Source organism: Fuscibacter oryzae, assembly GCF_016765795.1.
In the GTDB taxonomy this organism is placed as follows: Bacteria; Pseudomonadota; Alphaproteobacteria; order Rhodobacterales; family Rhodobacteraceae; genus Fuscibacter; species Fuscibacter oryzae.
This window is the reverse complement of sequence record NZ_JAESVP010000017.1, coordinates 1-9,691: the sequence shown is the minus strand read 5'-3', so window position 1 is coordinate 9,691 and position 9,691 is coordinate 1. Positions and strand designations below refer to the sequence as shown.

The following is a 9,691-nucleotide window of genomic DNA, read 5'->3' as shown; positions in this document are numbered from 1 at the left end:
AAAGTCCCATGTGGATCACTCCGTTGCCCCCGCCACTCACCGCGTTGGGGGAAGGTTCACATGGCTCAGTTCTCAGTGAAAATTATGCGCCTAACCGGCTCAGTTCCGGGTGAAAATCAACAGGCTTCTCAATCAAATACGCATGTCGCGCATTCTCTCCGGCAACTCTTCATCGTCGTTTTCTGGCGAGCCTGAGGCTTTCCGAAGAAGCAAGTCGCCGTGTATCCCTCTGCCATCTGGCTCCGTCTTCAGTGATATGCAATCACTCGGACCGCTAACTATTTCTTCTTGTGCTCGCCAAGATTGGTCAAGGCTTTACCCTTCGTGAAGTCGGCTGTTGCAACGACCTTTTCCTTCACCTTCTTGGGCTTCTTCGCCTCACGGTTGCCGCGTTGCTTGTCACCTTTGGACATTTCGGTTCCTCCTGGTTCTGAGTCTTTTCTGAAGCAGTGCTCGGTGTTTGTTTTCATTACCACCGTGGATTGGTGTCCGGGGGCTCCTGCCCGCGGGACGCCGCCGTTCACATCATTCCGCCCATTCCGCCCATGTCGGACATTTCGCTGCCGGCACCGGCCTTCTCGGGCTTTTGCGCGACCATCGCTTCGGTCGTGATCAATAGCCCGGCAATGGACGCGGCGTTTTCGAGCGCGATCCGAACGACTTTCGTCGGATCGATGACACCGGCCTTCAGCATGTCGCCGTATTCTTCGGCCTGTGCGTCGAAACCGAAGCTCGGGCTGCCGTTCTCGATCACCTTTCCGACGACAACCGATCCGTCGACCCCGGCATTTTCGGCGATCTGGCGTAGCGGTGCCTGGATCGCGCGGCGGACGATCTTGATACCGGCATCCTGATCACTGTTCTCACCCTTTAGCGTCGCCAGCACCCTGCCAGCGTGAACCAGTGCCACGCCGCCACCAGGCACGACACCTTCCTGAACCGCAGCGCGGGTAGCATTCAGCGCATCGTCCACGCGGTCCTTGCGCTCCTTCACCTCGATCTCGGTTGCTCCGCCGACCCGGATCACGGCAATGCCGCCGGCAAGCTTGGCCAGCCGTTCCTGCAGCTTTTCTTTGTCGTAGTCCGACGTGGTCTCCTCAATCTGCGCCCGGATCTGGGTGACGCGCGCCGCGATGGCGTCCTTATCGCCGGCACCGTCGATGATCGTCGTGTCATCCTTGGTGATTGCGACCTTCTTGGCGGACCCGAGCATGTCCATGGTGACATTTTCCAGCTTGGTGCCCATTTCTGCGGAAATCACCTGACCGCCCGTGAGCACGGCAATGTCTTCCATCATCGCCTTGCGGCGGTCTCCGAAGCCGGGCGCCTTGACGGCCGCGACCTTCAGCCCGCCGCGCAGCTTGTTGACGACCAGTGTCGCCAGCGCCTCGCCCTCGATATCCTCGGCCACGATCAGCAGTTGCTTTTCGGCCTGAATCACAGCCTCCAGCAGCGGTACCATGGATGCCAACGAGGTCAGTTTCTTCTCGTGCAGCAGGATGACGCAGTCATCCAGCTCGACGACCATCTTCTGAGCGTTCGTGATGAAATAGGGGCTCAGATAACCGCGATCGAACTGCATGCCCTCGACCACTTCGGTTTCGGTCTCCAGCCCCTTGTTTTCCTCGACGGTGATCACGCCTTCGTTGCCGACCTTGGCCATCGCATCTGCGATCTGGCGGCCGATGGCGACCTCTCCGTTGGCGGAAATGGCGCCGACCTTCGCGATCTCGTCGCTGTCGCCAACCGGTCGGGACATGGCCTTGATTTCGGCCACGACCGCGGCGACGGCCTTGTCGATCCCGCGCTTGAGATCCATCGGGTTCATGCCGGCGGCGACCGACTTCATGCCCTCCCGGACAATCGCATGGGCGAGCACGGTGGCGGTGGTTGTGCCGTCTCCAGCCTCGTCATTGGTGCGCTGCGCGACCTCCTTGACCATCTGCGCGCCCATGTTCTCGAAATGGTCCGAAAGCTCGATTTCCTTGGCGACGGTCACGCCGTCCTTGGTGATGCGCGGCGACCCCCAGGATTTGTCGATGATGACGTTTCGACCCTTGGGACCAAGGGTGATCTTCACGGCGTTGGCCAGCGTGTTGATGCCTTTCAGCATGCGGTCGCGGGCATCGGTACTGAATCTGACGTCTTTGGCGGACATGATTGGGTGCTCCTGAGAGTGAAATTTCGGCGTCGCTGTCGGGGTCAGGCCATGACGCCGAGAATGTCGCTCTCCTTCATGATCATGAGGTCTTCGCCGTCGAGCTTGATTTCGATGCCCGACCATTTCCCGAATAGGATCCGGTCGCCAGCCTTGACGTCCATGGCGATGCGCTCGCCATCCTCGTCCCTGGCGCCAGCGCCGACCGCAACGATCTCACCCTCCTGCGGCTTCTCTTTTGCGGTGTCAGGGATGATGAGCCCACCTGAGGTCTTCGCGTCACCTTCGATGCGGCGGACGAGAACCCGGTCGTGGAGTGGAGTGAACGACACGTAAGTGCTCCTTCTTCGGATGTCCAAGGGAGCATGGCGATGTTCGGATGTGCATTGGCACTCGCCATACCGGAGTGCCAATGCCATTGAAATGATGGCTCAGCAGGGGTTCTGCAATAGCGTCTCAAAGAATATCTTTTGGCTTCCAATCAATTGATATCCATAACTGCTCCCGCAGTTCGACGAAGCTCGACTTCACAAGCGTCGAACTGAATTACCGCCGGAGATGATCGCGTTGATCAGGTCCGCGACAGCTCGGTGGTTTTCCGTCTCATGGTCTGTGCCGACCGCGTTCTCATGGGTCGCTGCGGCGTCGCGAAGAACCCCCACGATCTCGTGCTCCGGCAGCACTCCGCGATCGTTCATGGCAAGCAGCAGCGCCTCACAGATCGAAAGAGCAGCCTGGCCTGCATGTTCGCTTGCGGTCGACATCCGGGTTTCCTTCCTTGGCATCGTGAACCGGGAAAGATGAGGTTCAGATACATCCGTACTTCTCGCAGGAATTGCCTTATGCTGGACTGATCCAGAACAGTGTCCCGGCCGATTTCCGCTCTTGGGTCACGACACGCCCGGAGGCCCCATGAAATCAGTAGAACTCAGCCCCCTGACCCGGAAGCTCTCGGCCTTCGTCGCCCTGTCGGAGGTCGAACTGGCCGTGCTTGAACGACTGCACCAGCGTCGCCGGTCCTTCTTGGCGGGGCGCGATATGGTGCATCAGGGCCAGTCGGCCCAGGCGGCTTACATTCTGTCGGCGGGTTGGGTTTGTTCCTACAAGCTGCAGGCCGACGGGACCCGGCAGATCGTGGATTTTCAGGTGCCCGGGGACTTTCTGGGATTGCGGAGCATTTTGTTGCGCACGTCGGACCACAGCTTCGAACCTGTCGTCGACATCGAGGCTGCCGAGGTGCTGACGAGCGACCTTCTTGATGCGTTCGCGCAGACCCCTCGCTTGGCGACCGCCATCCTCTGGGCGGCATCAAGGGACGAGGCGATGGTCGTGGAGCATCTCGTCGGGATCGGTCGACGCGATGCGGACGCGCGCATGGCGCATTTCCTGCTGGAGCTGGGATCGAGGCTGGCGTTGGTGGGGATGGGCAGCAAGGAAGGCTACGACTGCCCGGTGACGCAGTATCACCTTGCCGATACGCTGGGGTTGAGCGCAGTCCATGTGAACCGCGTCCTGCGCCAGCTTCGCGAGAGTGGACTGGTGACCTTTCGGGACGGTCATGTGACGTTTCACGACTATGGCGGGCTGGTGAACCTTGCCGAGTTCGATCCGGCTTACCTGGACCAGACCGGGCCGCTCCTGAAATGACAGGGCCGCCCTCCCTTGTTTGGCAGGCGGCCCGGTGATCACGTCAGGTCCCGGACGTCACGCGAGGGCGTGGGCCGCCGCGTCGAGTTCCTTGTTGGTCTCGGCGTCGTTCTTCGCCGTGTGCGCCTTCTCGGCCGCCTGGTAATGCTTCAGAGCGGCGTCCTTCTTCGGACCAGCGGGCGCCTTGTCCCACGAGGCCTTGAAGGATTTCATCTTGTCGGCGGTTTTTGTTTGTTCGGGAGTCATTGGGATTGTCCTTTCTGGACGTTCCGAGAAATAAGAAGCACGCTGACATGCTGACCTTTTGAGGTCTGACACGCCCGCATGCTTCTCGGGTACTCGGAAAAAATGCCTTACCAAATATTCGGCGGGCACATCACACCTAACCAATGTCGGCGCCCCGCCGCACTGACGCAGGTTAGTCCCGGCGCGTGCGGCAGGTCGAATGACACCGCGGCACTCAGGCCACCATAGTTTGCTGGTGAGAGATCCTCAGCCAGGTGTCGTCATCGTTGAGATACGTTGAGGCGCAGAGCGCCTTGTAGATCGGCACATCGGGTTTCTCCGCCGAGACACGGTAGGTGAGAATGGCAATGTCTTGACACCGCGTGACGCGACGTTCGGCCATGACGACGGAGCGCCAGCCGGTGCTCTGCTTTAGATGGGTCCAGATCTGGTCACCCTGGAGGATACCGGGCGGATAAGGGAAGATCATGATGGCGTTGGTCGCTGTCGTCGCCCGCGCGTTGTCGGCACCACTGGTCCAGAAGTGTTCCTCCATGTCCCAGAGAACGCCCTGTTCGCGCGGCGATAGCGTGCCGGACTTGTGTGCCGCATGGGCCGGTCTCTTCGCGGTCTCTATTGAAACGGTCATTCGCCTGACCCCGACCCGCCAACCATAAACATCTGAAACAACACAAAGATGATTGCGAACACCGCCCAAATCGCTCCGCTTGTGCCGGGGCGGCCTCCCGCAACCGTCGCGGCAGACCGCTTCAGGTTCCGGTCCTCGCCGACCGAGGCATAGAGAAATCGCTCGAATTCGAGCGGGTGCGGGTTGAGGAGATTGGGTGCCGCCATCGTGGTTCCATTCCTTGGTTGCAGGAACGCAAATCATCCCTGTTTCCCCGAAGGATACGCGCAGGTCGATCCTGGCGCCCTTACACAGGTCAGTGCCGGCGACGCTCCCAGAGAGATCGCAACCGGTTCGGCACCCGGGGCTAACATGTGTCAGCGCCAGCCGAATGATCCCGATGTACAAGAAGAGAAATCGTTCGACTGGTCAGGCCTGAACTCCAAGGGGCCGTCGACAGTCATGAGCGACGGATCTGCCAGCATCGCGGAGACCAGAGATGAACATGCGGTCGACCAGATCGACGGTGACGTTTTCGAACCCGTTCACCCTGTCGGGATACCCGGGCGACTTACCCGCAGGCGACTACGAAGTTCTCGTCGAGGAGGAGCTTCTCCAGGGGCTGAGCTTCGAGGCCTACCGACGGACGGCGACCTACCTGACAGTGCGCGGCGGGGGCCGTCATGCGGGACGCTCCGAGTTACGCGCAATTTCCGACAGTGATCTGAAAGAGGCGCTGGGTCGGGATGCCGCCCTGAGCCAGACCAACAATCACAGTGAAGCGGCGCTTTCCCCGCAAGAGGATAGAACATGAACACTCCCGAATGGCTCAAGCCCGGTATCTACGGCGCCGTAATTGGTGCGGTTTTCGTCGGCGTGGTCGGCTTCACCTGGGGCGGCTGGGTGACAGGCGGCACCTCGAACGACAGGGCCATGGCGATGTCTCGCGACAACGTTGTCGCGTCAATGGTGCCGGTCTGCCTCGACATGGCGCGCTCGGACCCGGCCCGGGCCGACAAGATGGAGACGATCCGGGCCGCCTCGACCTACCAGAGGCGCGATGCCCTGATGGAGGCGGGCTGGGCGACGGTTCCGGGAACCGATGCCCCGAACCGGGATATCGCGCAAGCTTGCCTGGCAGCCCTCGATGTCGATGGGTCGCCGGACCCTGCGGAAAGCGCGGTCGATGAAGGATGAACCGCGCCACGCCGATAGCTTCCCCCGAAACCACCGACCTCGAACGGCGTGTGCTGGCCCACGAACGAATCCTGCAAGCTCTGATCGCCTACATGGCCCGCACGGAGCCGCGGTTCATCGATCATTTGAGAGCACGGTTCGTCGAGCCGATGAGTATGGCCCGGCACGAACATGACCACCGCGAAACCGACGACTACGCGGAAGAATTCATTCGCGCGGTGATTCTCCTCGGAGAAGTGCGCGCGCCCATCGCGAAGGAGCAGGACGTGTCCGACAAGCAGCCCGAGCCGCCGAGAAGCAAAGGAGCACAGGAGTCCTCCGTGAACAGGCCAACGCGGCGAGATGGGGTTCAGGTGCGCGAAAGAAACGGCATCTGGGAGGTGCAGGTGGATAGCAAGTTCCGCGGCGATTACCACCAGAAGGAACATGCTCTTGCCGCTGCGGCCTATGGACCGGGCTGGCGCTGTCAGCGTGGATACGAGCCTCTGAGCGGCGCCTGCGTCGCTATCAATTTGCCGTTGAACGCCTATCTCGACCGATCCGGCAACCAGTGGAGCTGCAATCGAGGCTTCCGGCTCTCCGACGGGGCGTGCATTCTTGGACGGTGATCGTGACATTACAAGGCGCGGCCGCGCGTCTGGCATGCGGGTCAGCATAGGGTGTCGTCTGCGATACCGCTTCCCCCAACCGACGCCGCTGATCGCGCTGCTGAACGTTCACTATTCGCGCTTCGGCGACCTGGAGCGCGCGGACTATCTCGTGACCTCCCCCAGCGTGCCGCTCGAAAGCTACCGGGATGGCTTCGGCAACTGGTGTACCCGCATGCTGGCCCCGGAGGGCGACTTTACCCTGTCGACAGACGGCATCTTCCGCGATACCGGCCAGCCCGATCCCGTCTTTCCTGATGCGCAGCAGCACGCGGTTCAGGATCTGCCGTTCGAGACACTCGTGTTCCTGCAGGGGAGCCGGTACTGCGATACCGATCTTCTCTCGGAGGAAGCCTGGCGACTTTTCGAGACCACGGAACCCGGTTGGTCCCGTGTCCAGGCGATCTGCGATTTCGTGCACGAACATGTCCGCTTCGACTACATGCAGGCGAAAGCGACGCGCACCGCATCGCAGACGATAGCTGAGCGGCAGGGCGTCTGCCGCGATTTTGCCCATCTCGCTATCGCCTTGTGTCGCTGCATGAATATTCCGGCACGTTACTGCACCGGATATTTGAGCGACATTGGTGAACCTCTCCCGCATCCGCCTGGAGACTTCGCCGCATGGATGGAGGTCTTTCTCGCTGGTGAATGGCACATGTTCGACCCGCGCAACAACAAACCGAGGTTTGCGAGAATTCTGATTGCGCGCGGCCGCGATGCCGCCGATGTGCCGCTGACCCAGACATTCGGCCAGAACACTTTGATGGAATTCAAGGTCTGGACGGATGAATTGGCCTGACTGAACTTGGCTTCCTTTTCGATGTACCATCGCAATTCGGGTCGCCAGCCCCCATATGTTCAATACGATGCGAATTGTCCCGGTCCGAAATGGACGAGGAGTTGGCGTCGGAAAATCAAAGGATCGATGACATGTCCTTCAAGGACCTGACCGCCAGGGCTGCGGCTGCGTTAAAGCCCAAGCCTGCGAAAACAGCGACGACCGCTGCCAAGGAGACCGAGCCCAAGGCTTCTGGCAAGGATGCACCCGCCAAGTCCAAGACATCTTGAGATGTGCACAGGTTGCGCGCCCCATTCCCAAAAAGGGTGCGGACCTCCGGCAGCAACTGTGGGAGGATCACGCAAATGGAAGATCTGACGAGCAAGACCGTTGCAGTCTTTTCCCGGCCGTTCACCGTTCCGGGTTTTGTCGAGACTCTCCCGGCGGGAGAATACGAGATCGAAACGGAGCTAGCTTCGCCCCCTTATCAACGGAATCCCGCAGCCTGGAAAGCCTCCGTCCTTGTGAAGCTTCATCCCCGGATATCTCATCCGGGACTTGCACGGACTCTGACTGTTTCCCTTGCCGACCTCGACCAAGCACGCGCCAGGGACAAGCTGACGGGCAAGGCGTTGTCCGACTTTTTCCTTGAAGAAATGCTGGCTGATCCGATGGTACAGCTCGTGATGAGGGCCGACTGGGTCTCCGAGGCGCACCTGCGGCATCTCTATTCCGGGTCTCGGAAGTCCGATCCGAACCTGGCTGCGCCGCCTTCGAAGACGACCGCCCGAGGAGCGCGGGACGAAGAGTCGATCCGGGCCGCCGAAAACGAAGGCATGCCTACGCGACCGGACTCGCCGCCGCCCTTGCGCACCCGTCTGGCTGCGGGAAAAACGTGATGGCCGACGAGGCCATCGCCGAAGGTGACGTTCTGGACATCGCGACCCTAAGGGCCGTGGGTGATGTTCCGCAAGAACGCCGATGCCTGCGATGCGAAACCTCGTTCTGGAGCGAAGGCTTCGGAGAACGGATTTGCCGACGCTGCAAGGGGTTGAATGCCTGGCGGAACGCCGCGCCCGTCAGCGCGGGCGCATCCCGCCGCCGCTGATCCCGCAGCCGCGCGCCGTCTTCCTCAAACCTAACTGGAACATCATTTTGGCCTGCCTCGAGATCGTTCACACCACGACCTACAGATACCGTCAAAAGGTCCCTCTCGGGCCCCATCGGTTGATGCTACGTCCCCGAGAAACCAAGGAACTGCGACTACTCGCGCATGCCCTCTCCATTTCTCCGACGGCGACGGTGACCTGGGCGCATGACGTGGCCGGCAACGCTGTCGCCACCGCCGTCTTTGACGGCGTGACGGATCATCTGGTGATCGAGAGCCGTGCCACAGTGGATCTCACCGCGCCTGCATGGCCGGTCTTTGCCATCGCCGCCTCGGCCGCGCAGTATCCCTTTGTCTACGCCGACGACGAATGGACGGATCTGGGCGCGTTGACGGTTCCGCAATATCCCGACCCGGACGGTCGGCTTTCCTTATGGGTCGCGGGCTTTGTCATGGCGCGCCCGACCGATACGCTGTCCTTGCTGAAGGACATCAGCAATGGTGTGTTCACCCAGATTTCCTACCAGAGCCGCGACACTGAAGGCACCCAAGCACCGATCGAGACGCTCGACCGGCGATGGGGCTCGTGCCGTGATCTTGCGGTCCTGCTCGCCGAAGCCGCGCGCACGCTTGGACTCGGTTCCCGCATCGTATCCGGCTATCTGTCAGATGCGGAAGAATGCCTTTTGGGTTCTGCGGGTTCCGGGTCCACCCATGCCTGGGTCGAGATATTTGTCCCCGGTGCCGGATGGATTGCCTTCGATCCCACGAACCGAAGCTTCGGGTCCCGGAACCTGATACCACTCGCCGTGGCCCGAAATATCGCACAGGTGACCCCGGTAGCAGGCAACTTTGTCGGAACGAACGTCGATTTGCTCTCGATGGAGGTACTCGTAAAAGTCGAGAGTGCTTTGGCACAAGACAACTCGCTACTGGCCCCAAGAGGCGAGGCGGACATCGCGCTTGTCTAATGGCGTTTCGGTGGGACTGGCTTGCACCTGCTGGTTTAAACCTATCCATAACAATGCTTTAATGACCGGAGAAGGTTGGATTTCAGGACCATCCCCTCCGCCACTTGCCCTCGCGAAAGCGTTCTCCCGATCCGGCTGCGGCCGGATTTTTCCGTTGTTTTCGAGGGTTATGCGGGTGGGGCTGAGCACTGCCCTTGCAGCCAGGTGGTGACCTGCCCCCCGGTCGTCCCTCGTTCATAACGAGAGTCCTTGGGGTTGATAGTGGTCGGTTTCGGGTTGGGCAAGCGCGCCGGGCGCGGAGCCCTCAGATTGCTCAAGCGCCCGGCGCG

Annotated in this window: 15 protein-coding genes; 8 read left to right on the top strand and 7 right to left on the bottom strand. The window is 60.8% G+C overall.

Annotated elements, in window-relative coordinates; genetic code table 11:
• Nucleotides 1-278: 278 nt before the first annotated feature.
• The 4 genes from JI744_RS19290 to JI744_RS18970 form a co-directional block, all read right to left on the bottom strand.
• Nucleotides 279-413, bottom strand: a complete 135-nt coding sequence (locus tag JI744_RS19290) for a hypothetical protein (protein ID WP_093164402.1) — start codon at nt 411-413, stop codon at nt 279-281.
• Between the two features lie 107 nt (nt 414-520).
• Entirely contained in the window at nt 521-2,158 is a 1,638-nt protein-coding gene (gene groL, locus JI744_RS18980; RefSeq protein ID WP_202662752.1) for a chaperonin GroEL, read from the bottom strand.
• A gap of 44 nt (nt 2,159-2,202) precedes the next feature.
• Nucleotides 2,203-2,490 (bottom strand): co-chaperone GroES, encoded by a 288-nt coding sequence (locus JI744_RS18975; protein WP_202662751.1) that lies wholly within the window; start codon nt 2,488-2,490, stop codon nt 2,203-2,205.
• A 195-nt stretch (nt 2,491-2,685) separates the two neighbouring features.
• Nucleotides 2,686-2,922 (bottom strand): hypothetical protein, encoded by a 237-nt coding sequence (locus JI744_RS18970; protein WP_069211313.1) that lies wholly within the window; start codon nt 2,920-2,922, stop codon nt 2,686-2,688.
• A 148-nt stretch (nt 2,923-3,070) separates the two neighbouring features.
• On the opposite strand from JI744_RS18970, the gene JI744_RS18965 reads away from it, so the two are divergent.
• Nucleotides 3,071-3,805, top strand: coding sequence for a Crp/Fnr family transcriptional regulator (locus tag JI744_RS18965; RefSeq protein ID WP_202662750.1), 735 nt, complete (start codon nt 3,071-3,073; stop codon nt 3,803-3,805).
• 57 nt (nt 3,806-3,862) lie between these two features.
• Here JI744_RS18965 and JI744_RS18960 read toward each other — a convergent pair whose 3' ends face one another.
• The 3 genes from JI744_RS18960 to JI744_RS18950 all read right to left on the bottom strand — a co-directional run bounded on the left by JI744_RS18960 (nt 3,863) and on the right by JI744_RS18950 (nt 4,885).
• On the bottom strand, nt 3,863-4,051 hold the full coding sequence (locus JI744_RS18960) for a hypothetical protein (RefSeq protein ID WP_202662749.1): 189 nt from the start codon (nt 4,049-4,051) through the stop codon (nt 3,863-3,865).
• A 214-nt stretch (nt 4,052-4,265) separates the two neighbouring features.
• Nucleotides 4,266-4,679: a hypothetical protein gene (locus tag JI744_RS18955; RefSeq protein WP_233270344.1), complete on the bottom strand. Its 414-nt coding sequence runs from the start codon at nt 4,677-4,679 to the stop codon at nt 4,266-4,268.
• Nucleotides 4,676-4,885 carry a hypothetical protein gene (locus JI744_RS18950; RefSeq protein ID WP_202662748.1) on the bottom strand — a complete coding sequence of 70 codons (210 nt, stop codon included), beginning with the start codon at nt 4,883-4,885 and terminating at the stop codon, nt 4,676-4,678. Before JI744_RS18950 ends, JI744_RS18955 begins: the two co-directional genes overlap by 4 nt.
• 272 nt (nt 4,886-5,157) lie before the next feature.
• Between JI744_RS18950 and JI744_RS18945 the strand changes: the two genes are divergently transcribed.
• The 7 genes from JI744_RS18945 to JI744_RS18915 all read left to right on the top strand — a co-directional run bounded on the left by JI744_RS18945 (nt 5,158) and on the right by JI744_RS18915 (nt 9,362).
• Entirely contained in the window at nt 5,158-5,472 is a 315-nt protein-coding gene (locus JI744_RS18945) for a hypothetical protein (protein ID WP_202662747.1), read from the top strand.
• Complete coding sequence (locus tag JI744_RS18940; RefSeq protein ID WP_202662746.1) at nt 5,469-5,855, top strand: hypothetical protein; 387 nt, start codon at nt 5,469-5,471, stop codon at nt 5,853-5,855. Before JI744_RS18945 ends, JI744_RS18940 begins: the two co-directional genes overlap by 4 nt.
• On the top strand, nt 5,852-6,463 hold the full coding sequence (locus JI744_RS19185) for a hypothetical protein (RefSeq protein ID WP_236019563.1): 612 nt from the start codon (nt 5,852-5,854) through the stop codon (nt 6,461-6,463). Before JI744_RS18940 ends, JI744_RS19185 begins: the two co-directional genes overlap by 4 nt.
• A 34-nt stretch (nt 6,464-6,497) precedes the next feature.
• Nucleotides 6,498-7,304: a transglutaminase-like domain-containing protein gene (locus tag JI744_RS18930; protein WP_236019562.1), complete on the top strand. Its 807-nt coding sequence runs from the start codon at nt 6,498-6,500 to the stop codon at nt 7,302-7,304.
• 89 nt (nt 7,305-7,393) lie between these two features.
• A complete protein-coding gene (locus JI744_RS18925; protein ID WP_202662745.1) occupies nt 7,394-7,573 on the top strand; it encodes a hypothetical protein in 180 nt (59 codons plus the stop codon).
• A gap of 75 nt (nt 7,574-7,648) precedes the next feature.
• Nucleotides 7,649-8,182, top strand: a complete 534-nt coding sequence (locus JI744_RS18920) for a hypothetical protein (RefSeq protein WP_202662744.1) — start codon at nt 7,649-7,651, stop codon at nt 8,180-8,182.
• 133 nt (nt 8,183-8,315) lie between these two features.
• Nucleotides 8,316-9,362 carry a transglutaminase family protein gene (locus tag JI744_RS18915; RefSeq protein ID WP_236019561.1) on the top strand — a complete coding sequence of 349 codons (1,047 nt, stop codon included), beginning with the start codon at nt 8,316-8,318 and terminating at the stop codon, nt 9,360-9,362.
• Nucleotides 9,363-9,691 lie beyond the last annotated feature (329 nt).

What these genes read in the sequence shown, in the direction of transcription:
- JI744_RS18970 (WP_069211313.1), bottom strand. Translation starts at nt 2,922, where the DNA reads ATGTCGACCGCAAGCGAACATGCAGGCCAGGCTGCTCTTTCGATCTGT.
- JI744_RS19290 (WP_093164402.1), bottom strand. Translation starts at nt 413, where the DNA reads ATGTCCAAAGGTGACAAGCAACGCGGCAACCGTGAGGCGAAGAAGCCC.
- JI744_RS18920 (WP_202662744.1), top strand. Translation starts at nt 7,649, where the DNA reads ATGGAAGATCTGACGAGCAAGACCGTTGCAGTCTTTTCCCGGCCGTTC.
- JI744_RS18965 (WP_202662750.1), top strand. Translation starts at nt 3,071, where the DNA reads ATGAAATCAGTAGAACTCAGCCCCCTGACCCGGAAGCTCTCGGCCTTC.
- JI744_RS18940 (WP_202662746.1), top strand. Translation starts at nt 5,469, where the DNA reads ATGAACACTCCCGAATGGCTCAAGCCCGGTATCTACGGCGCCGTAATT.
- JI744_RS19185 (WP_236019563.1), top strand. Translation starts at nt 5,852, where the DNA reads ATGAACCGCGCCACGCCGATAGCTTCCCCCGAAACCACCGACCTCGAA.
- JI744_RS18950 (WP_202662748.1), bottom strand. Translation starts at nt 4,885, where the DNA reads ATGGCGGCACCCAATCTCCTCAACCCGCACCCGCTCGAATTCGAGCGA.
- JI744_RS18925 (WP_202662745.1), top strand. Translation starts at nt 7,394, where the DNA reads ATGGACGAGGAGTTGGCGTCGGAAAATCAAAGGATCGATGACATGTCC.
- JI744_RS18945 (WP_202662747.1), top strand. Translation starts at nt 5,158, where the DNA reads ATGAACATGCGGTCGACCAGATCGACGGTGACGTTTTCGAACCCGTTC.
- JI744_RS18960 (WP_202662749.1), bottom strand. Translation starts at nt 4,051, where the DNA reads ATGACTCCCGAACAAACAAAAACCGCCGACAAGATGAAATCCTTCAAG.
- JI744_RS18930 (WP_236019562.1), top strand. Translation starts at nt 6,498, where the DNA reads ATGCGGGTCAGCATAGGGTGTCGTCTGCGATACCGCTTCCCCCAACCG.
- groL (WP_202662752.1), bottom strand. Translation starts at nt 2,158, where the DNA reads ATGTCCGCCAAAGACGTCAGATTCAGTACCGATGCCCGCGACCGCATG.
- JI744_RS18955 (WP_233270344.1), bottom strand. Translation starts at nt 4,679, where the DNA reads ATGACCGTTTCAATAGAGACCGCGAAGAGACCGGCCCATGCGGCACAC.